The organism is Ruegeria sp. CJ3, assembly GCF_056536725.1.
The window spans coordinates 383,903-403,222 of sequence record NZ_JBQFQE010000003.1 but is presented as its reverse complement, the minus strand read 5'-3'; the positions used below and the strand labels follow the sequence as shown (position 1 = coordinate 403,222).

The following is a 19,320-nucleotide window of genomic DNA, read 5'->3' as shown; positions in this document are numbered from 1 at the left end:
GGAACTTGATGAATAGCGCGCCTGACGCCCAAGTTTACAAAGCCGCCTGCTGTAAGGTGTGCCGAAAGGGCAAAGCTTGTGGCAATAGCTGCATCAATCGGAGCTATACCTGCCACAAGGGGCCAGGATGTGCCTGCAACGGTTAATGCCCGTTATTCACCATTAAAAAACGGCGGATTGTATAGCCGTATGCAAGAGCGACGGGTTGTCCAAACTCGAATGACACCTCAAAGCCTCTGATTCCGTCTGCATCCGCGCGGATAAGAAAGAATCCCAATCCTCCATACGGCGCGTAAGTCATCGTGAACGGGCAAACGCAAAGAAGCCGCCCGGTTCAAGGGGCGGCTCATAGTGGATGGAACATGGCCCGGGCTGCCTCACCTACGCCATGCCCTGCAGGCTGTTGACCAAGTTAGTGAGCAACTGACCATCAGGACAGCGCTGGTTCTTACCAAATGCATCGATGCCGAACTCCAAATCGAACATCTCAGCCATCGCCGCAGCGCCTGGAACGGTGTTTGCTGGCGTGATACCGGCGACCTTCACCAAATCCCAACGGCGGTTAAGGCGGATATCAGCCGCGTCCTCAAAATCTCCGTCGGATAAATCGCCCGCCTTCCACTGTGCTTCGATCCGCTTGAAGTCGTGTTTTAGGCCCTTCCAGCGCGCAAGCCACTCCGGGTGCGGATCTTCCACCACCTCACCCGTGAAGGCCTTGCGCCGACGGGCGGCATTTTCCGCAATCCGCTCGACTTCCGCGACCGGCAGTCCATAGAGCCAGTCTGCCCATTGATCCATGCTCTGACCCGTGGCTTCGCGCAGGGCCTTCAAAGCAACCCGCAGGCGCTTGTCGTCGGCTGCCGTCAGGTCGGACCAGTGGTCGTGGCCTCCTTTCTGTACGGCTGCGCCAAGGGCTGTCGTAACGGCAAGAGCGGGGATGCTTGATTTCAGCAATGTGCGACGGTGAATAGTCATACGTGTGTCCCTTCATGAAATTTGAAGTGATTAGTTAGGTGAAAGTGATTTCACTTCTGCCCGGATGGTCGTGGAAGTTGAGTTGTTCGTCGCCGGTCAGACCCCATGCTCCGAGCTTCTCCGAGCCCTTGGCTCCACCCCAGTAGATTCCGCCCAGCGTGGCACCGGCTGGCAAAGCGGCCTGCAGAATGTCTACGGCATCACGCATAGCCCGCCTAAGGCGTTCCAGATCGGTTTCGTCGATGTCCCCCAGCGAATCCGTGGCCAAGGCACCCGTTGCAACCACGCCCGCCGTGACGGGCAACGAGATTTTCAGAAATTGGCGGCGGTCAATCATGGTGTGGCTCCTTTCAGGTTTCGTCAGGCAGGCCCGCCAAGCTGTCGCAAAGGTCTTTGGCCTGTGTGTTGATGGTGCGGATCAGGGCGGCGGTTGGCCCCCACTGTTCGGGGGTACCTTCCCATGTCAGGGCGTTCAGTGCCTGCGTCAGTCCTTTCAGGGTGACTGCACTGGTCTGCAGGTCGTATGTGGTTGGCATATCTGGCCCTCCTATTGAGTGAAGTGGTGAACGTGTCCGTCTGCCGCGATGCGGGACACGGTCGCGAGGTTCACAGAACGCGGGGCCTGTGCCTCGGTATCCCAAACCGCCAACAAGTGGGGATGCCGACGTGTGCGCGTCTCAACGGCTGTACGGGCTGCTTTCGATGCCGCCTTGCCTTTGACGTGCTGGCGCAGGGTTGCAGGCTGTACGCGCATGGTGCGCTCTGTGCCGTTGCCCTTGGTGAAGGTGACGGAAACAAACCGGCCCTTGGCTTTGGTAATCAGGGTGCGCTTGGCAGCATAGTCCTCTGCCTTAGCCTCGTGATCCTCAGCGGTGCGCAGGGTCAGTGCCAGTTCGTCATGCTTGCGATAATCGGCCTCTGTCCATGTGTCCTTGTTCTGCAGCATGTCCATGGCTTCGCGGATGTGGTCTGCCTCGGTCATACTGGCGCGGCGGACCGCTTCCTTCGCCTCGCCCCATGCCTGCCACAGTGCCTGCCGCCAGAACACGCGGTGAAACTTGCGCCCCGCCATGATGGCCCAAGCGCGGTTCATGATGTTCTGGCGGTTATACATGGCGGAAACCCTTACCTTGTGCTATCGACTGATAGCTTTATATCACTAGACACTACTGATAACAAGTGCACAGTGAGAAAAAGTTCTCATAGGGTTGGAAGATGAAAAAACCGATTAAAGCTGCCCGAGTTTTGGTAGACCTTACGCAACAAGAATTGTGTGCAATGGCAGATGTGCCTCTGATAACTTTGCGAAGGCTAGAGGGCAGGCCCTCGCACAAGGGCTTGGTTTCGGAAGAGACGGAGGAAGCCGTTATTCGGGCGCTAGAAGGCGCTGGGGTAGACTTCATACCCGAAAACGGTGGTGGGCATGGGGTTCGATTGCGTGACAGGTCTGACAGTGGCGAACGCGGCAGCGGGGGTGGGTAATGACTGACCCAGAGCTATACCGAACAGCGATTCACGAGGCGGGCCACGCCGTCGCCTTCGTGCGCCTGTTCCCCGACAGGTACGGCGCTACCGTTACGATAGAGCCGGACGCGGGCAATCTGGGTGCATTCACTGCCGAGGATGTGTCGTTCGTTGAGGCGTCGACAACAGAGGATGACGCGCGTCAACAATTCCTGAACCACGCCGTCTATTGCTGCGCTGGATACGCTGCTGTGTTGGCAACTGGTGAGCCTGAACACGTGGCGGTGCGGCGCTGCGAATTGGATTTTGAGCAGGCGGAGCCTTTCCTTGAGGAAGGCAAGCGCATTGCTACCGCCCTTATGGCTCAGCCGGGTAACGTGAAGGCGGTAAAGATGTTGGCCGATGAACTGTTGCAGCAGAGAACGATGATTTGGGATCTGATTGTCGTTCTAATCGATGTTGCAGACGGAGATGCCACGCCCGAGGATTACCAAGGGTTTCTGGCCCTAATGAAGGGTGCTAAGGCGTCCTAACTCTCGGACTGAATCTCCCGTCTAAGGAATAGAGATTGTCATTTTTCTTTCCACCCCGCCTGATGCAGGCGAAAGCCGCGGCCCATTACCTTGGTGTCTCAGCGTCGAAGCTTCGGGCCTTGGGTATCCCAACCAAGATGTGCGGCGCGAATAGACTCTACGACATTCACGACCTTGATGCCTACGCTGACAGCCTGTCATACGTGGACGAGGATCATGGTGCCAGCGATGCCGACAAGGTTTGGGGCGGATCGCAATTAAACCAGTGGTAGGTGAATGCAGGCTTCGGAAATCACAAAAACTACCCTGTGTAACCCGGATTACTGAACGCCCCACCGAATCTAGCCATATTCGGAATAGTTAAAGAGTTGGCGCTCATGTTGTGTTGAGAGCGCAGTTTTTTTCACTTTCCTCCCTGTCCTTGGGGCGTGCTTGTGGTGGGTGCGCCCCGTTTTCTTACCCTAGATTTGACCGAGGCTACCGATTTCCCTCTCAGGGGAATTGCGCAGAAAACCCGGTTTCGACGGTCTACCCCTGCTAAAACCGCTAAACCTGCTAAACCGCGCACTACTGCATAGGAGCCTTGAATTAGGGCTCTTTACATCCGGGGGCAGCTATTCACCGCTAGGAAGGGGGTGCGCGCAATTTTGCGCAGACCCTATGTAGATGAGCAGAACGGCCAACCGCCAATGGCGGAGCACCTATTGTGGGTCCGTATCTACGGTTCGGCCTCTTGAATACGTTGATTGTTTTTCAAGCCAGCGCTCCTGTTTTTCCCTGTAAGAACAGGACGCGGTGACGTACTGGCCGAGCCGGTATTCCCCGGTAATAACCGGCGCTGCCGAGTTGTCGGTATCGGTTATTCGGGGAAAGCCAAAAAACTCAGATTTGAACCTTCCCCCCCCGCTACATCCGCTACATTCGCTACATGGGATATGCTCCACCGTGGAGCGAGGCCATGCATATCTGCACGGAATGCCAGACCAGGATCAGCAATTTTGCCGACGCGCTTTGTGACAGGAAGAAATGTCAGATTTAAGGAAGCCGACTCTCCATTTGCTCCAAGTTGGTGTCAGTTGCATCTCCCAGAAGGCTTTCAACAGCACGGTCTATTGATGCTCGAGCAGTATGGCATACACAAACACGACCAAGAAAAGCGAATGAAGATGGAGCTAAGATTCCTAGCACACCAGCGATGAAGAACACTACCAGGTTACTCTTTGCGATAGGCTCGAACCACTGGGCAATACTGCCATTCTGGAAGATGGACATCCACTGGACAGCGACAGTGAATACCAAACCGGCTATCGCCAAGGTTATGCAAATAACGTTGTCGAAGTGTCGCATGTAAAGGTTTCGGAATACCTTCCCGAGTGGTTTTTGAAGCCAGTGCGGTTCTTTTTTGCCTTCAAGCGGGTAGTCAATTATCTCGTTTGGGCTGTGGCCCCTTGGAAAGGTGTGGACTGCGGTAAGAAACTGTAGCCAATACTCCTCACCGTTAGTCTTGCGGCTATGCCTTCTTCGCGCATCATCAAGGAGTGAGGATACTTTCTGTTTCCCAGATGTGGGTTCGTCCGATTGGTACTTCAGGTCAACCAAGTGCTCCAGGTACTCGGTAATGTTGTTTCGATATCTGTAGTCCGGCAAAGCCACATACGCCATATTGAGCGCGGTCGAAGATGCAAAGAGAGTAACTAATGACTCAATAGCTGTTGCAGCCATCTAGCCGTCTCCGTAATTTCGGTTGAGAGGGGGGACTTACCCACCCCTCTCTCGAGTTTGTGTAAATATGGCGAATTATCAAGCAGCTACTGGAGCATCACCCAATTTCGTTGCATTGCCCCAGATACGCTCGAAGGTTTTCTGGAACAGTTTTGGGCGGTCTCCGCCAAATGCAAAAAGCGCCTTCATATCTTTGAGATTGTCCTCGACTCTGAAAGCGGCACCGTCAACAACTATGAGATGTGTTCCGATCTCTTCAAACTTTCGAACTTCTGCATTGCGGCCCTGCAGGAACGAGATGAGTTCATGGTTAAGCTCTCCAGGCTCTCCACTCACCACAACGCGAACATTCTCGGCTCCGATACGGTCCACCAACGCCTCATATAACCCCAAGTCATGAACCTTGGCATCTAAGCAGCCCGAGTATACAACTGCTGTTTTTTGGGCAGAGTTCAGCAGCTTCTCCACGACGATTTTCGCGTGCTGCTCACCCGTGTTCGCATAAATCTCACCTGTTTTATCGCGCGCGAGATCCTCAACTATCCTGCGGAATCTCAGTAGCTCGATGTCATCTTGGTAATTCATAGTAAGACCCATACAAACAAAAAAGTTGTCGCTGCATTAATTACGCGTACAAAAAGTGTCAATAAAATATGGACATTTGCGTCCACCGATGCGGAAAAGTTCACCCATTCTTTTCTCCCTGTTCGACGGCTCGCTTCACCTAAATAGCCTACGATACGTCTAGTTTTTAGGTGTCAGCTTGTCACATTGGCTCACATGCAGACAAGAAAAACTTGGCAAAAGTGAGGCGGCGGCTGCTTTCTGCCACCCTCCCCGCTAGCGAAACACCACGATCCAAAGCCCACCTAGAAGCTACCCCCCCTCCGGGCTTTACAGGCCGTTTGCCGGCGTCCATGTTGTTGGCATGACTGTTGCTGACCTGACTATCTTCCAACTCTATTGCGTGATTGCGGCGTCTGTTTCACTGTTCGGTTTCATTTGCTGGTCACTTTGGATTGTGGCCAATGACGCAGACCGACAGCTTTCGTTGCTTGGTTGGGGCGCTTTGAGTTTTGCAGGGGTGATAGGAATAATAGGCCCCGCGCTATACGGAGCCTATATCCTTTATTCTGGCTTCAACTGAGGACCGGTTGCATTCATCATCAGAGCGCGAACGATTGCCTCTTTGGCCTTGTTCGGGGCGTGCGCGATGGCCTGCTGCATCTGAACCGGAACACCTGCCTTTGTCAGCATTTCAGCAATGACACGGGCAACCTTTGCCTCACGTCCTGCCGTCATGCCTTTAAGGGCCACCGCGCCACCGCGTCTTGCCAATAGAGCCGCTGCAACGCCGCCACCTGCGCCGGTAAGGTCGCCAGTGGTTGCAAATCCCGCAGTACCACCAGCTCCGCCAATCAGGCTTTGTTCAATCAACTGGCGGGCCGTGGACGAATTGCCGGTAAGGGCTCTGTGCGTCTCGCCAAAGGCGCGTTCGCTGGCAATCTGGTTGCGCACGGTATTAGCGCCCTCTGGCCCCAGAGCGGCTTGCATGGCGTCCTGCTGGCGACGGGGGCCAAACAGGGTATCCAGTGCGCCCGGCGTGTCCCTGCGGTTCTGCAGGGCGTCAATCTTGCCACTGGCATAGCCTTGGGCAACCTCGTCAGGGTGGGCAACGGCTGCTTTCTCTGCGCGCCGGGCATAATCCGCTGATACACGAGGCTTTGCACCTTCTGCGCCGATGCTCACGGCGTTCATGCGATTGTGCGCACTTGCGGCCAGTTCTCGCGCTCCGCCATATTCTGGCATCAAGCTATCAATGCGTTGGCGTACCTGCTTTGACAGCATACCAGCAATCGCCTGCTCATTGCTCGGACCTTGACCGAGTGAAGGCCGCGCCATGTCGTCCAAGGCTTTCTTGGCCTCGTCCAGCACCGCCAGCGTAGACGGATCACCTGTGACACCCTCTGCGGCCATGCGGTCCCGCGCAAGGCGCTGGCCTTGTTGCAGGGCTTTCCGTCCCATGTCCGTCTGAAACAGGTCGTCAAAGGTCGATATGTCGATATCATGCCCGAGTGAGCGGGCCTCGTCATAGGCAGCGTTGATACCCGGTCGGGTGCGATTGCGAATGGCGCTTACCAAGTCGTCAACCGATTGCGGCTGATCCATGCGGGAAGCGGTCAATAGGCTGTCGGTCATTCGGTCGCTCTGGCCCGCCATACGGGCCTTAGAAGCGCTTTCCAGTACCTCGCGGGCCTCAGGGCTGGAATTGGCCGCAGCGCGCCCCAGAGCGCGCCCACGTTCGCCCATGGCGTCGATCAGCATGCCATCAGGGCCGAGGTCATCCAGCTTGGCCGCTGTATCGGGTGATAGGGCCTGTGCAATTCGTGCCTTGGCCTGAGAGACGGGCTCGCCGACGCGGCGGGCCGCGAAGTTTCTTGCCGCTGGGAGGCCAGTTGCTACGCTCGATGCTGCACCGCCAGCAGTAGCACCAATTGCGCCGCCCTCAAGTGCGCCGATACCTCTTTCTGCAAGGTCGCCGTCTGTGTGCCCAGCACCTGCAAGACCGCCATACAGCAAGCCGTCGCCAGCCGAGCCAGCAATCACCTTGCCCGGCGTCCCTGCCTTCGTGGCAAGGCTCAAACCTGCCTTACTGATACCGGCCACACCAGTTGCAAGTCCTGCCACATCGCCAACAGTCGAAGCGGTGGGATTATGCACCCGCGCGGCTTTGGACCGGGCCTGTTCCTCGGCAAGGTTTTCACTGAAGCTTTCGGATTCGTGGCCAAATAAGCCGGGTGGCATCCCGTAGGCCATTGGACCAGCAGTCTTGAGCAGCGCCTGCGCTTCGTCACCGAACCCAAACAAGGCGGTATCGCCAGCCGCCCGTACGCCCGCGCCGATCCGTTCGAAATCCCGGATATTGGCTCGGGGCACAATTCCGCTCTGACGCAAGCCGGTCATTGCCCGTTCAAACAAGGACGGCTCATAGGGCGCGACTGTCGAGCCATCACCCAAAGGTGCCTCTGTAGCTTGTGCGCCGTACTTCTCCCAAGGCTTGCCCTGAGGTGTTTTGTATTTTTCCCACGGTCCAGCCATTAGTTTACCTTCTCCCAGCTTTCAGGGCTTTGCGGATCTCCACCAAGGAAACGGTAGCCATCCTCGATAACCCCGACTTGTGGGACGTTTCCGCCAGATTGTTGCGTGATTGCGGGCCGAGCCGATCCCTCTGTGACTGCCTCGAAAGTGCCGTCATTCAGCATTTGCCACTGACCCTCACCGTAAGAGAGGTCCAGCGCCAGCTTGCGATAAGCTTTGGCTGCACGAGTGTATTCCTCTGCGCTGGTGGAGTTGTTTAGCGCTGTCACCGCGTTACCGATGGCTGCGCGTTCCTTGTCGGTCAACTGACCAACCGCGCCGCCTGTCGGGCTGTTATCTCGCATGTTCTGGATTTCTGCGAATGCCGCCGAGTCCGTGATTTGGTTTGTTCGGTTGCCAAAGTCCACGGCGGCAGAACCGGTCAGGAATTGACCGACCCCTGTACGTCGCAAATCACCAACAGCACCTGTCACAGGCAAACCGCCGTCTTCGATTTCAGCGAGGTTGAGGCCAATTGAGGTAAGCGATGTTCCGAGCTTTAGCTTGGCCTGCCGATTTTTGTTTGCCTCCTTACCGGCGTTCTCCTGAGCCTCCACGGCAGCGGGGCCACCCGGAATTGGCTCTGCCGTTCCAGCCTCGCGGTCATAGCGCCAACCCTGCGGCAAACCTGCGTCGGTGCCGTATAGGTAACGGTCAGGCTCAGCGCTGCCAGTCGTGACGTTTACATGGGTTCCACCACCGCCAATGCGTGAAATCTTACCGTCTGCACCGCGCTGATAGCTGCCTGCAGGATCAAGACCCATCTGCGTTTCTTGCTCGGGCGTCAACATCGAGAACCCCGGCTGTGGATTCCGCATCTGTTCAAGCTCAAGGCGGCCACGCTCAAGCTGCATCTGACGCAATGGGTCACTGTCTCGCGCCCAGCGGTCATAAGCCCGTCTGTCAGCCGCCTTGCGGTCCTCAAGCTCGGACATCAGCATCGCTTTCTGTTCCTGGCCCACCCATGGGCTTGAAAGAGCGGCATAGAAATCGCTGTAGTCTGATTGCTGGGGTTCCGGCGTTCCGCCTCCGTACTGCGCCGCTCGTCGCGCGCGGTGTTCCTCTGCCGGGCGCAGGAAGTCGTTTACAATCGCTGTGGCGGCCTCTGGCGCATTGCGCGACGAAAGAATGCTTTGCCCCGCCTTTGCCTCCGAACCCTGCAACTCGGTCATAAGGAAGTCCAATTGCAGGTCCAAGTCTGAAACGGGTTTACCCTGCTGGGCGGCAAATGCCTCAAGCTGGCGGCGGCGGGGGCCGGTCCATTGAGCCAGACCAAAGCCGCCCCGAGAACCAGGCACAATCGGGTTTTGCTCGTTGATTCCGGGGTTCAGTCCAGACTCATCACGGAAGTTCATCAGGAACCCTTGCGCGACATGCTCGGGCAAGCCTCGATCCGTCAGGCCTTTGAGAATGCGCCCCTCATTCGACATCGCGCCGTCCTTGCCGAGCGCAGCCATCGTGTCGTCACCGATTTCCTGCTCCGGTGTACGTGGGGGCGCGGGGCTGACGGAGGAACTGGCTCCCGGTGGGTAAAACGGGGCTGCTGTTTGTCCCTGCGCACCAAACATCGTCATTGGCCCGGTGCTGGAAGTGTTGGGATCTCGGCCCTGCAGCGCCGCGGCAATCAGTTCACGCGCCTTGCCTCGCCCCTGCGTCTCGCCTTTCTCAATCTTGTTCATCATGCCGCGATACAGCAGGGCGTTGCCGACAGCATTCAAGCCTTCACCGATGTTTTGAGGTGCGCGACCAAAGACGTTTGAAGCCAAGGACTCGGCAATCTTTTTCCGCGCCTGTAGCTGCTCATAGCTCATTCCCGTGTCGCCACCGAAAACGAATTTGTTCTGTTGGTTGTTGGCTTGCCCAGTCATGGCCGTACCTCGCTGTCTGTCTGGCCTCTGGCTTGGGCCACCGCCAATGCTTTGTGAATTTCCCGCCAGCGGGATTTGAGCGCTTCAGAGTTACGCTGCCGCCCCTCTGGTGTTTTGGGTCCCGTTGACGCCCCACCATGCACGCGGCACCGCGTTTTGCCTTCTACAGGCTCGGCGGGGCATGGTTTGCCATCTCTCAGCTTTGCTCCGCACGTATTTCGATCCCTCAATGACATTTGCGCCACCCCCAAGTCATAAGCGGGCCGTCCGCTAGAGGTAGAATGCCCACGTTCTGAAAACCGGCCTGCTGCATCAGGCAGACAACGGGCCAATATGCAGGGCTTTGGGCTGTGATGTACTCAGGCTGCTGGGCATCCCAGAAATCCGTTAGAAGGGCCTTCATTTCTGCCGCCGGATCGTCGCCACCCTGACGTTCACCAAAGTGAATTTCGAGCTGCCACACACCCGGAAGGGCGCTTTGAGTGAATACGCTCATTGTGTCGTTGAGTTGCCAGTACTGAACGTCCCCACTGCGGACTAAGCCCGCCGCTGCTTCACCGGCCAGTTCCTCAAACTCGTCCTGCCCAAGTTCATCAGACGGCAACATGCGTTGCGCCTTCTGCTTTGACGGTTTTTCGGTGCTTTGTGATGGTTGCATCTACGTGCCTCTCAGAAGTTTAAACTGCCCGCTATTCAAGCGATTTCGTTTTTGTGGCTTCTGAGGCCGTGCAGGATTTAGGTATCATGAAAGGCTGCCAATGGCAAGAACGAGGCGGGAACATTCACCCAAGAAACCTTAGGGTAATCTTAGGGTGCGGATCACAGGCAGCGGAAAGCAGGATAAGGGCATTTACCGTTTATTAACCGACCTTTGGGCATCGTCGGGCAAATGGTTCTTGAACTGGAAGCGGTGATGAAAAGCCAAATTGTCGACCAACTTAGACAGGTCATTGCCGGGGACCGAAAAAAGTTCGGTAAGCTGGTCAAACATGACGGGCAAGGCGGCTTTTCAGAGGATGCTATGCAAGGTCTCAAGGACCTTGAGGCGCGGACACCACCGCCCGACGCAGCGACAGAACCGGCCTACGCACCACCATTTGTCTACCGCGACCGCCTGTCACCTCAAAACGCGGCTGGCGGCGGCTTGATAAAAGATGGTGACGGGGCCAAGCGTCCCCACTATTGGGGACACCGTGAGCGCCTGAGACAACGCTTTCTCAAGGGCGGTCATGACCCTATGCCGGAATACGAGCTATTGGAACTGCTGCTGTTCAACGCTATTCCCCGGATCGACGTCAAACCGTTGGCAAAGCGATTGCTTGCGGAGTTTGGCGACCTGAACGGAGTCATTGCCGCGTCAAAGCATCGAATCCTCAAGGTGGGTGGGGCCAATGATTGGGTTTATTATCACCTGCGCGTCGTTGAGGCTTTCGGGCACAGAATGGCGCAGGCCAAGGTTATGCAGCGGGACGTTATGTCATCGTGGGATGCCCTGGTTGCCTATTGCCGCACAGCGATGGCGCACCGCGAGATTGAACAATTCCGAGTCCTTTATCTGGATCGAAAAAACGTTCTCATTGCCGACGAGGAACAAGCCAAGGGCACTGTTGACCATGTGCCGGTATATCCGCGCGAGATAGTCAAACGCGCATTGGAACTGAGTGCTAGTTCGCTCATCCTGGTACACAATCATCCGTCCGGCGATCCAACGCCCAGCAAATCCGATATCGACATGACTCAGCGGGTATTGGACGCCTGCGACACTTTGGGCATCCTCATTCATGACCACGTTATCATCGGGAAAAAAGAAGAGTATTCGTTCAGCGCAAACGGCTTGCTAAGACGAAGCTAGCCGCATACCTGATTGCTTAGATATTTTAGGACATTTCCAACCGATGAAACGCCTTCTCTGCCTGATAGCCATACTAACCGCCTGCGATACCGCTGGAATTGTGTCATCTGATATCTATGTCCGGGACGCAGATACGATTGTCCTGAATGGAAAAAAGGGGATACCCGTTCGCTTTGAAGGCGTGGATGCGCCCGAACTGGATACCCAAGAGGGACTGGACGGCAAACAGTGGATGATTGGCTACCTGCGAAGCAAAACCGTGCGATGCGACCTGACAGGTGAGATGAACGGAGACCGCCATATCGGCACCTGCTATATCGGCGACGAAAACCTGAGTGCCTCCGTTATTTCTTCTGGGCATGCTCTGGATTGCGCCCGATATTCCGGTGGTCGATACAGGCACCTCGAAACCTTAGAGGCCAAGTCTCGGATCAAGCGGGCCAGTTACTGTTGAACATCACGAGGAGTATTTGAATGGGTGGCCTCATAGTAGCTATCGTTGCTGGTTGTTTCGCCAAAAGTTGGTGGCAAGCTTTGATTTATGGCGGATTGGCTGGGGCGCTGATTATTGGCGCAATTCTATTTTCAGGCTCAAGCAATGCCGTCACTGTCGGTTCAGTGGTTGTTAGGATCGGGATATCCATGGCTCTCGCGCTGCTTACCTATGCGATGGGCCAATATGCCAAGATGCCGACGAAACCGCCAAGAGCTTGAATGAGCCTTCACCGCAAAGGTCAGCGTCAGCTTGCGCAAGGTCCATGCCAAAGAACTCAATGAACGGGGCAACCAAGTTCGCATCTGTGAGACAGAACGAGGTCGCATCCCGAGCGCCGCGTGAAGGTACGTTGTCAGCATTCCAGCCCCATTGTCCCCGGCCAGCATGTGCATCAAGCCACGAGAACATCTCATCAAGCTTGTGGCCGAACCCTTCCTCAGGAACCCTCACACGGACCCTGATGGGGAAATACTTTTCGTCTGCGGCTTTCTTTGGGGATCTGCTGCGCGTGACCATCGTTTTAGTTTCGCGGAAATCCCCGCTTTCTCACCTCTGATAGCGCCGCAGAAAAACCACGCAATGAGAATGAAAACGAGCGAGCTATCGTTGGTGAGTTGGCGAGATAATAGGTCACCTCTCCTTTAGTGCCGCCTTTGTATTGATTGAGTGTTTTTTGACTGAGGCCAATACTTACATTGCAAAATTTAGGCTCACAGAAGTGATAATTGTATTTCCGGGGCCGCTTTCCGTCGATTGATATGACGACGCCTTGGCTCAGGTTTACATTTGCTGGCAGCGACATGAAGAGAGCCGCCGCTGCGCTTGCTTGGTCAACAGGGTGCCCCCAAACGCTCGCGATCCGTTGACCATTCTGTTCTATATCCTGACCGATTACGCATTCAGTCGTTTTCTTGTTGCATGCGATGTTCCAATCGCCAGCTTTTGCAACGACTTTCTGTCTAGCTTCAAGTTGCCCAGCAACCATCGAAATTAGCGCAACAAAAACGATCAACCTCAACGTCCAATCTCCATCTGACTAAAACCTCTCAATGGGGTTAAGCCTGTGACTTTTGTTCCAGCGGTCGTCAAGACTCGAACTCCTCGATCAACTCAGGCCCGTCATCATCACGGCCAATTGGCGCGACCTTGTGATAGCGCATACGGCCATCCCATTCGGTGCCCAGTTCCTGCGCCTCGTCGTGGCCAATCTCACCAGACATCCAAGGCATCAGGTTCTCGTTCGATAGAATGATGGGTGACCGTTTGTGGATATGCTCGATTTGATGCAGGGCAGGGCGGGTCAGGATCGTGCAGGTATGCAAGCCAGAGGCAAGGCGGCTGTAGAGGCCGGCGAAATACATGCAGGGATCGTTGGCATCGGTCTTGATGACCCATGGCTGCTTTGCGCCCTTGGAACCCGTCCATTCATAGTAGAAGCTGGCAGGGATGATGCAGCGGCTGTGCTTCCACGCTTTCACGTCATCCTTGAACCAGTGCGGCACCAGCCACCAACGGGCCGTAGTGCTTATAAACCGGTCATCATGAAGGAGCCCGATATCAAGCATCTGCGTCGGCTTCACGTTCCAACTCATGGATAGGTCTTCGGCGTTGGGATCGCGCTGTGTCGGGATTGGGTCATCGCCCACAAACAAGTTATGCAGGGCATAAAGCTCTGCCCACGTCAAATCCGGCCTGCCGATTCTTCCGCACATTCGGTGAGCTTAGCAAAACAGAGGGAACGTATAATGAACTTTTTGATTGCGGATAGCTTCCGCGTGGGGGTGGCGACTCCATTTCATGATTATAGAATACACTGATTAAATTTTTTGAATGGCGGCAACTGACATTGAGGGTTTACACGCGAAAGGTTCAATGGTCTCAGTTTGACAGTTTAAACCAACTGGAATGAGAAATAGCTATGAGAGCGGCACTAATGGCCACGGGACTGCTTTGTATTGCAGCCTGCTCCCCCACCGCCCCAGTACCGGAGTTTGCATCTGAAAGCGGTATCAGTCTTCGATATAGTGCATACGATTCAGTACCAACACTAACCGCCCAGGCTCGTGACGTTGCCGTAAAGCACTGTGCCCAATATGGAAAATTTGCAAATTATCGCGGAGGAAACGCAGTCAGTCCAATAAGCGCAGAGGAAATACATCAATTTGCCTGCGAAAGTACGAAGGCTGATGACAGTGCTATAATTGCGGCACAGTCAAAAAGGCCTGAATACGTTCCTGTACCGACTTACCAGCCCACTCCTGTCTACCAACCCAACACCTACACCAACTGCACGACTGTAGGGATTTCAACGAATTGTATATCGTACTGATAAAGGATTTTGGAGCACTGAATGAACCTGAAGGATTTCATAGTCTCAACCATAACCGAAATCTCGGAGGGAGTGACCGAAGCGGATGAAAAACTGAAAGATGCGGGGGGCCTGGTGAATCCAAGCACTTATAGCAATGACAATCAGATTGCTGCGCGCACAACGCTAAACTTCGATATCGCTCTTTCGGCCAAACAAGACAAAGAGGGCGGGGCTGATGCTAAGGTCGGGCTGTGGGTAGTGGATGCATCATTGGGAGGGAAGGTTTCACACGCTAATGAGAGCATTTCGCGACTTTCGTTTTCAATTGATGTAGTACTGCCGTACGACCAATTTCAATTTGCGCGGACACCCTTCGTTGAAGATCCAAAAGACTAGCCCTCAGTACTGTCTATTGCTCGCTCCCGGTGCGCAGCCCAGCGCCGCTTTTGCGCCTCTGCAATCCGCTTCTTTCCAGCCTCTGTTGTCGGGCCTGTTGATTTGCCACCATGAAACTTGCAACGCCGCTTTCCCGGCTCCGATAGAGCGCGGCAGGGACGGCCCTTGCGGGTCTTTGCACCACATACCACCCGGCGGGTTGCTTTCTCCCGTTCCTCAGCCGCTCTGACGCGATGAAGCTCTGCCCGCCACCTATTATCCATCGCCTCTTGCTGTGCGTCTGACTTTCGGTGGCGCTCCAGTCTGCTTGGTACATGAACACCCAAGGCCCGACAAATGGCTGCACAGGCTCCGAACCGGGTTAAGGTGGTTTTGCATTCCCAATAACTGACCGTGTGCCTGCCACAGCCAGCCAGCTTGCCCAGTTCCGTTTGATTGAGCCCCTGCGCCTTTCTGGCGGCCCTGATATCTGCGCCTGTTGGCATCATTCTGAATACCCCTGTACCGACTGTGAAATCCGGCAATCTGATAAGAGACACGAGAACTGGGGTGCATCGGTCGCGCAATAGTGACGTAACACCCCATATCGTGCGCGGGCGAATTGACCGGGGATATGTCTACACTCTGTCATAGACCGCCTCCATTTAACCGTCAGTTTGTTTAAGCCCATGGGGGCAGCGTAGCGGTTAGTCTGCCCAATATCCGGGCCTCTCTGGTCTGTGCCTGCAGCCGCATCCGCAAGTACGTGTGCCAGCGCATCAACCGCGGCTTTGGCGGGAAAGGTTGTTCAAGCCCGCCAATTGCCTGGCCGAGCCTGCGCCGCACCTTGAATGCTTGCTGATAGTCTCGATCCTGTATGCCCTTTAACTCGGAAGCATATCGAAGCCCGAGACACACCCGACATTGCACGGGATACAGAACACCGCAGCGCCGCCCACATGACGGACAAAGGAACCAAGCGCGACTGCCGCCAAAGTTGCAGGGGGTTCGATCAAGCACGATACGCTGCCCAGCCACCATGACCCATTCGCGGCCCTGAGTATTGAAATCGCCTATACGGGCCTGTTCAACGCGCTCACAAATCATTTGGCTAAACCCCGGCTTTCCATCAACCTGAAAACCTCAGCTGCAATCGGGGGCCATGTCAGAAGGTCACGCGCCGCCCGGTCGGTGTCATAGGTGCCCTGACCGATCCTGTAGTGACCAAAGAACGCGGGCAGCAAATCCTCGGTGCTGGATATGGCCGAGATATCGAACCCAATGTGGAGCAGGTACTTACCCAGTTCCTCAGCCCCTTGCTCTGCAAAATCCAGCAGGATACCGGCCAGTAGGTTCTTGGATTCGTCAGGCGGCAGGTATTGCGGGCTATCCATTGGGCTCACCGCCCGCTGCATTCACCAACGGCAACCCGAAGCCTGCAGAACACAATTGCCCCTCAAGCAATGCCCTGCCGTAACTGGGGCCGTCCCAGAGCGTGAGTTCAGCACCATCCTGATTGAGCGAGACAAGGTAAATCTGTTCCCCCTCGTTCGGTTCGCTGGCATCAATACCGCAGTCAATCTGAATCCTATCCATTGGCTTTCTCCCACTGCTGAGTTTTGCCGTTCCACACCCGCCCGTCTGGGCCGTGCTTTTCCCATTCGGTCAGGTTTCGCCAATCATCCAGACTGACAATCTTGCCGGTCCATGTGACGGGCCTGCCGCCGACGTCCGTCTTGTCAGGGCTTTCATCCAGTCGCGGGGGCTCGGAAATGGGCGGATTCCGCTCATCTTCGTTTTTTGCAATTTGGCTGATAGGGGCTGCTAAAACCGCTAAATCCGCTAAACGGGGGTCGATTTTGGTGTCCTGTTTAGCGAGTTTAGCAGGATTAGCAGGGGTGGCCTGCTGATTTTGAATTTTTGCAGCTACCGCCCGAGCATCGAAAAAGAACGTCATCGGCTAACCCCCATCACTATTGCAAACGCGAGATTTCGGTTTGCACCATCAACCACGGTTCCGGCTTCGAGTTGGTGCAGCCAACCGTGCTCCACCAGCACATTCAGCAATTCCTTGGCCTTGCGTGTTTCGCGGAAAGCATTGGGGCCATACTGAACAACATCGCCCGGCAGAAGCGTTTGAGGGGTGCGGTTTAGGCCGCGCGCCCGTTCCGGCCAGCAATCCAGAATCCACCGCCGCAATTGTTCGGCTTGTTCGATCCGCTCTGATATCGTTGCCGCCTCTGCCAGCCGCTTGGCTTCACCTAGATAGAACTGCGCTAGCTGTATGGCGTCCGTCATGGCCTCAAGTGACACCTCGGCGGCTTCATGGTTGTGCCACAGCGTCAGGACGCCGGCGGTCCGCGCGGCTTGCTCCGCAGATTTGGACGCGAACGATTTGACGTGTTCGAAGTCACCACCGCGGCCCTGTGCAAGCTCTGTAGCGCTGTAGTATTCAAACAGCAGGTCTTTTGCCGCGCCAGACAGATGTAGCGCCCTTGGCTTGAGTTCCTGCGGCTTATCCTCATCAAGCGGCTTGGGGTGCGTCAAAAGTTGATTCAGGCGTCCGGCCATTGCTAATTTCGCTGATCCCGCTAAATCCGCGTTTGGCCGGTTCAATCGCGCCCCGATATTGCTGGCGGGCTCAGTAATCAGGAAGCGCGCCAAGAACCCCTGACCGGATGCAATCGGATCTGATAGCAGGGGCCTTGCCGCGACCGGCTGCACCATCAGGTGCATCGCCAACCTGCGCCCATAGAGACTGACAGCACCATCGCCAGCCCGCACCCTGTCCGGCGGTTCCCCGTCCCAGAGCTTAGACAGCCCGGCGACGGTTTTCATGCGGTTGTCGCTGTTCATGGCGTGGCCACCAAGAAACCCGCCGCCCTCATCCGAAAACAGGCCAAGGCTGGGCTGGCCCACAAGGTACAGCTTCACCAAGCCCTCAATCGTGGGTTCAGAGGCAGTCAGCTTCGGTGATAGAGGTTGCGCGGGCTCCGGCCCCATAGCTTTCAAATCGGCTTCGGCTGCTGCGGCCTTGTCTGGCTTTGCCCCGGACGCCTCTTTCAACAGCCGGTCGCGCTTGGCGGTCCACAGCTTTTGCGTAAGCTGCCATTCGGCCATGTCCTCTTTATGCTGGGCTGTCTGCTCCCGCTCAAACTCACGCAAGCCGCTCATCACCAGCTTATCGCATCCGCTTTTCCGTTCGCCCGATTGTGCGACCGTCAGGCAGTACAGAGACGTTGGTGAATACCCGGCCAGGGTCTCAACATCAGCATGTGCCTGCACCGCCAGAGACGCCACAGATAGGGCCGATTGAGCCGCGATTGCCACCGGGGCCTGAGTAGCTTGCTGAACGGCCAGAACAGCGCCCCTGAGCGGCCCCAGTGCGTCAACGGGGTACTCATCACCACGCGGGATTTCCCGCAGCAAGGGCTGGGGGCCTTCTTCAATGAATGGTTTGGGCTGGATCACTGTCATACCTTTGCCCCTTCTTGCAAAATGTCATTCCAGTCCTGCCCATCAGGTGCGGGCATGGTCGATACTTTCCAGCCAAGGGAATTGGCGCGGCTGGCCAATGAGTGACCGGCCTCACGTCCGGCGTCATCGCCATCAGTCGCAACAATCAGGCTCGTCGGTCGATCCGGCAGGCGCACGGCTTTCATCCCCGAGGTGCTGAGCGTGGCCCAGACTGTCGCAGGGCCGTCCAGAAGGCCGGACAGCAGCGACAAGCCGGTTTCGATGCCCTCACACACCACCAGAGGGCCTATGGCCTGTGACAGCACCACAGCGCCACCAGCACACGGCCCCAGCATCATCTTGGCGTTTTTCTCAAGCCGGTTGCCCTGCTTGTCGAAGAATGTACGGTGAATGCCGCCGGTCGTGGTCTGAGCCACCATGGCCATGCACCATGAGGTTGTCGGGCTATGAAAGATATCCGGCGCAAAGCGCAGAGACAGGGGCAGGTCACAGGTGATACCACGCCCGCGTAGATATGCCTCGGCCTTGGTGCGCTCGATGTTGCGACAGGCTTCCCAGATGCCTTGGGCTTGCTTGAGCTTGTTCGCTTCGTATTCCTTGCGTTTCTGTTCAGCCTCCAACTGTGCTATCGGGTCGATCCGCGCCGAACTGGCCGGCACATTCGCTGCGTCGGCAATTTCCCGAAAATCGCAGTTCGACTTGAAGCAGTGCAGCAACAACCTGCCCCCGGCCTCCGAGATTGATAGGGCGGTTTGGTCACGGCGGCGCTCGGGCTGGCAGACAGGACAGGGCGCAGAGCCCCGCCCATTACGCCAGACACCGCCGAGCTTGAATGTGACGGATTCAGCGTTCATGGCGCGCCCCCGTTCTGCTTGGAAAGCTCGGTAAGTGCGTTCTGAATCTCGGGCAGCAGAGCGGCGCTGAACGCCACCCCCTTTTTCGTCGGGTGCTTTTCCCCATCCTTGGCCAGATACCAGACACGGACATTAACAACGTCATGCCCTTTGTAGTCTTGGCGGCTGATCCTGATTTCTTCCTGAGTGTTTTTCTGAATGGTGATGCTCACGACTTGACCTCCCCATAGTGCAGGGCGGCAATCAGACGTGCAG

General features: G+C 56.1%; 25 protein-coding genes. 6 read left to right on the top strand and 19 right to left on the bottom strand.

Annotated elements, in window-relative coordinates:
* Nucleotides 1-381 precede the first annotated feature (381 nt).
* The 4 genes from ACR0J1_RS07785 to ACR0J1_RS07770 are packed head-to-tail and all read right to left on the bottom strand — an operon-like array spanning nucleotide 382 to nucleotide 2,089.
* A complete protein-coding gene (locus ACR0J1_RS07785) occupies nucleotides 382-975 on the bottom strand; it encodes a hypothetical protein (protein ID WP_480731979.1) in 594 nt (197 codons plus the stop codon).
* A gap of 34 nt (nucleotides 976-1,009) precedes the next feature.
* The gene (locus tag ACR0J1_RS07780) at nucleotides 1,010-1,312 is read right to left on the bottom strand and encodes a hypothetical protein (protein ID WP_480731977.1); all 303 of its coding nucleotides are present in this window, start codon (nucleotides 1,310-1,312) and stop codon (nucleotides 1,010-1,012) included.
* Between the two features lie 13 nt (nucleotides 1,313-1,325).
* The gene (locus ACR0J1_RS07775) at nucleotides 1,326-1,511 is read right to left on the bottom strand and encodes a hypothetical protein (RefSeq protein ID WP_480731976.1); all 186 of its coding nucleotides are present in this window, start codon (nucleotides 1,509-1,511) and stop codon (nucleotides 1,326-1,328) included.
* 11 nt (nucleotides 1,512-1,522) lie between these two features.
* Nucleotides 1,523-2,089: a hypothetical protein gene (locus ACR0J1_RS07770; protein ID WP_480731974.1), complete on the bottom strand. Its 567-nt coding sequence runs from the start codon at nucleotides 2,087-2,089 to the stop codon at nucleotides 1,523-1,525.
* A 367-nt stretch (nucleotides 2,090-2,456) separates the two neighbouring features.
* On the opposite strand from ACR0J1_RS07770, the gene ACR0J1_RS07765 reads away from it, so the two are divergent.
* Both ACR0J1_RS07765 and ACR0J1_RS07760 read left to right on the top strand, forming a co-directional pair.
* The gene (locus ACR0J1_RS07765; protein WP_480731972.1) at nucleotides 2,457-2,972 is read left to right on the top strand and encodes a hypothetical protein; all 516 of its coding nucleotides are present in this window, start codon (nucleotides 2,457-2,459) and stop codon (nucleotides 2,970-2,972) included.
* Between the two features lie 35 nt (nucleotides 2,973-3,007).
* Nucleotides 3,008-3,244, top strand: a complete 237-nt coding sequence (locus ACR0J1_RS07760; protein WP_480731970.1) for a DNA-binding protein — start codon at nucleotides 3,008-3,010, stop codon at nucleotides 3,242-3,244.
* A gap of 763 nt (nucleotides 3,245-4,007) precedes the next feature.
* On the opposite strand, the gene ACR0J1_RS07755 is transcribed toward ACR0J1_RS07760, so the two are convergent.
* From ACR0J1_RS07755 to ACR0J1_RS07730, 6 genes are all read right to left on the bottom strand, one after another.
* Nucleotides 4,008-4,694 (bottom strand): hypothetical protein, encoded by a 687-nt coding sequence (locus ACR0J1_RS07755; protein WP_480731968.1) that lies wholly within the window; start codon nucleotides 4,692-4,694, stop codon nucleotides 4,008-4,010.
* A 78-nt stretch (nucleotides 4,695-4,772) separates the two neighbouring features.
* Entirely contained in the window at nucleotides 4,773-5,279 is a 507-nt protein-coding gene (locus ACR0J1_RS07750; protein ID WP_480731966.1) for a hypothetical protein, read from the bottom strand.
* Nucleotides 5,280-5,822: 543 nt separating this feature from the next.
* Nucleotides 5,823-7,793 carry a hypothetical protein gene (locus tag ACR0J1_RS07745; RefSeq protein WP_480731964.1) on the bottom strand — a complete coding sequence of 657 codons (1,971 nt, stop codon included), beginning with the start codon at nucleotides 7,791-7,793 and terminating at the stop codon, nucleotides 5,823-5,825.
* On the bottom strand, nucleotides 7,793-9,700 hold the full coding sequence (locus ACR0J1_RS07740; protein ID WP_480731962.1) for a phage tail tip lysozyme: 1,908 nt from the start codon (nucleotides 9,698-9,700) through the stop codon (nucleotides 7,793-7,795). Before ACR0J1_RS07740 ends, ACR0J1_RS07745 begins: the two co-directional genes overlap by 1 nt.
* The gene (locus ACR0J1_RS07735; RefSeq protein WP_480731960.1) at nucleotides 9,697-9,936 is read right to left on the bottom strand and encodes an HGGxSTG domain-containing protein; all 240 of its coding nucleotides are present in this window, start codon (nucleotides 9,934-9,936) and stop codon (nucleotides 9,697-9,699) included. The genes ACR0J1_RS07740 and ACR0J1_RS07735 overlap by 4 nt, the downstream gene beginning before the upstream one ends.
* Nucleotides 9,927-10,358, bottom strand: coding sequence for a hypothetical protein (locus tag ACR0J1_RS07730; RefSeq protein WP_480731958.1), 432 nt, complete (start codon nucleotides 10,356-10,358; stop codon nucleotides 9,927-9,929). The genes ACR0J1_RS07735 and ACR0J1_RS07730 overlap by 10 nt, the downstream gene beginning before the upstream one ends.
* 231 nt (nucleotides 10,359-10,589) lie before the next feature.
* Here ACR0J1_RS07730 and radC point away from each other — a divergent pair, with 231 nt between their 5' ends.
* Genes radC through ACR0J1_RS07715 form a run of 3 tightly spaced genes read left to right on the top strand, consistent with a single transcriptional unit; the run spans nucleotide 10,590 to nucleotide 12,266 of the window.
* Complete coding sequence (gene radC, locus ACR0J1_RS07725) at nucleotides 10,590-11,552, top strand: RadC family protein (RefSeq protein WP_480731956.1); 963 nt, start codon at nucleotides 10,590-10,592, stop codon at nucleotides 11,550-11,552.
* Nucleotides 11,553-11,595: 43 nt separating this feature from the next.
* Nucleotides 11,596-12,006, top strand: coding sequence for a thermonuclease family protein (locus tag ACR0J1_RS07720; protein ID WP_480731954.1), 411 nt, complete (start codon nucleotides 11,596-11,598; stop codon nucleotides 12,004-12,006).
* A gap of 20 nt (nucleotides 12,007-12,026) precedes the next feature.
* Nucleotides 12,027-12,266: a hypothetical protein gene (locus ACR0J1_RS07715; RefSeq protein WP_480731953.1), complete on the top strand. Its 240-nt coding sequence runs from the start codon at nucleotides 12,027-12,029 to the stop codon at nucleotides 12,264-12,266.
* A 302-nt stretch (nucleotides 12,267-12,568) separates the two neighbouring features.
* On the opposite strand, the gene ACR0J1_RS07710 is transcribed toward ACR0J1_RS07715, so the two are convergent.
* Nucleotides 12,569-13,066: an invasion associated locus B family protein gene (locus ACR0J1_RS07710; protein WP_480731951.1), complete on the bottom strand. Its 498-nt coding sequence runs from the start codon at nucleotides 13,064-13,066 to the stop codon at nucleotides 12,569-12,571.
* 67 nt (nucleotides 13,067-13,133) lie between these two features.
* Nucleotides 13,134-13,733 (bottom strand): SOS response-associated peptidase, encoded by a 600-nt coding sequence (locus ACR0J1_RS07705; RefSeq protein ID WP_480731949.1) that lies wholly within the window; start codon nucleotides 13,731-13,733, stop codon nucleotides 13,134-13,136.
* Nucleotides 13,734-14,398: 665 nt separating this feature from the next.
* Between ACR0J1_RS07705 and ACR0J1_RS07700 the strand changes: the two genes are divergently transcribed.
* Nucleotides 14,399-14,755, top strand: a complete 357-nt coding sequence (locus tag ACR0J1_RS07700; protein ID WP_480731947.1) for a hypothetical protein — start codon at nucleotides 14,399-14,401, stop codon at nucleotides 14,753-14,755.
* On the opposite strand, the gene ACR0J1_RS07695 is transcribed toward ACR0J1_RS07700, so the two are convergent.
* The 7 genes from ACR0J1_RS07695 to ACR0J1_RS07665 all read right to left on the bottom strand — a co-directional run bounded on the left by ACR0J1_RS07695 (nucleotide 14,752) and on the right by ACR0J1_RS07665 (nucleotide 19,277).
* Nucleotides 14,752-15,240: an HGGxSTG domain-containing protein gene (locus ACR0J1_RS07695; RefSeq protein WP_480732153.1), complete on the bottom strand. Its 489-nt coding sequence runs from the start codon at nucleotides 15,238-15,240 to the stop codon at nucleotides 14,752-14,754. The two genes, ACR0J1_RS07700 and ACR0J1_RS07695, sit on opposite strands and share 4 nt — an antisense overlap.
* Before the next feature lie 597 nt (nucleotides 15,241-15,837).
* Nucleotides 15,838-16,128, bottom strand: coding sequence for a hypothetical protein (locus ACR0J1_RS07690; protein WP_480731945.1), 291 nt, complete (start codon nucleotides 16,126-16,128; stop codon nucleotides 15,838-15,840).
* On the bottom strand, nucleotides 16,121-16,330 hold the full coding sequence (locus tag ACR0J1_RS07685) for a hypothetical protein (protein ID WP_480731943.1): 210 nt from the start codon (nucleotides 16,328-16,330) through the stop codon (nucleotides 16,121-16,123). Before ACR0J1_RS07685 ends, ACR0J1_RS07690 begins: the two co-directional genes overlap by 8 nt.
* Nucleotides 16,323-16,691 carry a hypothetical protein gene (locus ACR0J1_RS07680; protein WP_480731941.1) on the bottom strand — a complete coding sequence of 123 codons (369 nt, stop codon included), beginning with the start codon at nucleotides 16,689-16,691 and terminating at the stop codon, nucleotides 16,323-16,325. The genes ACR0J1_RS07685 and ACR0J1_RS07680 overlap by 8 nt, the downstream gene beginning before the upstream one ends.
* Nucleotides 16,688-18,211, bottom strand: coding sequence for a YfjI family protein (locus ACR0J1_RS07675; RefSeq protein WP_480731939.1), 1,524 nt, complete (start codon nucleotides 18,209-18,211; stop codon nucleotides 16,688-16,690). Before ACR0J1_RS07675 ends, ACR0J1_RS07680 begins: the two co-directional genes overlap by 4 nt.
* Nucleotides 18,208-19,065 carry a toprim domain-containing protein gene (locus ACR0J1_RS07670; RefSeq protein WP_480731938.1) on the bottom strand — a complete coding sequence of 286 codons (858 nt, stop codon included), beginning with the start codon at nucleotides 19,063-19,065 and terminating at the stop codon, nucleotides 18,208-18,210. Before ACR0J1_RS07670 ends, ACR0J1_RS07675 begins: the two co-directional genes overlap by 4 nt.
* A complete protein-coding gene (locus ACR0J1_RS07665; RefSeq protein WP_480731936.1) occupies nucleotides 19,062-19,277 on the bottom strand; it encodes a transcriptional coactivator p15/PC4 family protein in 216 nt (71 codons plus the stop codon). The genes ACR0J1_RS07670 and ACR0J1_RS07665 overlap by 4 nt, the downstream gene beginning before the upstream one ends.
* Nucleotides 19,278-19,320: the final 43 nt, after the last annotated feature.

Coding starts and splice junctions, on each gene's coding strand:
- ACR0J1_RS07715 (WP_480731953.1), top strand. CDS start 12,027: ATGGGTGGCCTCATAGTAGCTATCGTTGCTGGTTGTTTCGCCAAAAGT.
- ACR0J1_RS07775 (WP_480731976.1), bottom strand. CDS start 1,511: ATGCCAACCACATACGACCTGCAGACCAGTGCAGTCACCCTGAAAGGA.
- ACR0J1_RS07695 (WP_480732153.1), bottom strand. CDS start 15,240: ATGCCAACAGGCGCAGATATCAGGGCCGCCAGAAAGGCGCAGGGGCTC.
- ACR0J1_RS07745 (WP_480731964.1), bottom strand. CDS start 7,793: ATGGCTGGACCGTGGGAAAAATACAAAACACCTCAGGGCAAGCCTTGG.
- ACR0J1_RS07755 (WP_480731968.1), bottom strand. CDS start 4,694: ATGGCTGCAACAGCTATTGAGTCATTAGTTACTCTCTTTGCATCTTCG.
- ACR0J1_RS07740 (WP_480731962.1), bottom strand. CDS start 9,700: ATGACTGGGCAAGCCAACAACCAACAGAACAAATTCGTTTTCGGTGGC.
- ACR0J1_RS07750 (WP_480731966.1), bottom strand. CDS start 5,279: ATGAATTACCAAGATGACATCGAGCTACTGAGATTCCGCAGGATAGTT.
- ACR0J1_RS07770 (WP_480731974.1), bottom strand. CDS start 2,089: ATGTATAACCGCCAGAACATCATGAACCGCGCTTGGGCCATCATGGCG.
- ACR0J1_RS07685 (WP_480731943.1), bottom strand. CDS start 16,330: ATGGATAGGATTCAGATTGACTGCGGTATTGATGCCAGCGAACCGAAC.
- ACR0J1_RS07780 (WP_480731977.1), bottom strand. CDS start 1,312: ATGATTGACCGCCGCCAATTTCTGAAAATCTCGTTGCCCGTCACGGCG.
- ACR0J1_RS07730 (WP_480731958.1), bottom strand. CDS start 10,358: ATGCAACCATCACAAAGCACCGAAAAACCGTCAAAGCAGAAGGCGCAA.
- ACR0J1_RS07700 (WP_480731947.1), top strand. CDS start 14,399: ATGAACCTGAAGGATTTCATAGTCTCAACCATAACCGAAATCTCGGAG.
- ACR0J1_RS07690 (WP_480731945.1), bottom strand. CDS start 16,128: ATGGATAGCCCGCAATACCTGCCGCCTGACGAATCCAAGAACCTACTG.
- ACR0J1_RS07675 (WP_480731939.1), bottom strand. CDS start 18,211: ATGACAGTGATCCAGCCCAAACCATTCATTGAAGAAGGCCCCCAGCCC.
- ACR0J1_RS07670 (WP_480731938.1), bottom strand. CDS start 19,065: ATGAACGCTGAATCCGTCACATTCAAGCTCGGCGGTGTCTGGCGTAAT.
- ACR0J1_RS07765 (WP_480731972.1), top strand. CDS start 2,457: ATGACTGACCCAGAGCTATACCGAACAGCGATTCACGAGGCGGGCCAC.
- radC (WP_480731956.1), top strand. CDS start 10,590: ATGGTTCTTGAACTGGAAGCGGTGATGAAAAGCCAAATTGTCGACCAA.
- ACR0J1_RS07785 (WP_480731979.1), bottom strand. CDS start 975: ATGACTATTCACCGTCGCACATTGCTGAAATCAAGCATCCCCGCTCTT.
- ACR0J1_RS07720 (WP_480731954.1), top strand. CDS start 11,596: ATGAAACGCCTTCTCTGCCTGATAGCCATACTAACCGCCTGCGATACC.
- ACR0J1_RS07680 (WP_480731941.1), bottom strand. CDS start 16,691: ATGACGTTCTTTTTCGATGCTCGGGCGGTAGCTGCAAAAATTCAAAAT.
- ACR0J1_RS07735 (WP_480731960.1), bottom strand. CDS start 9,936: ATGTCATTGAGGGATCGAAATACGTGCGGAGCAAAGCTGAGAGATGGC.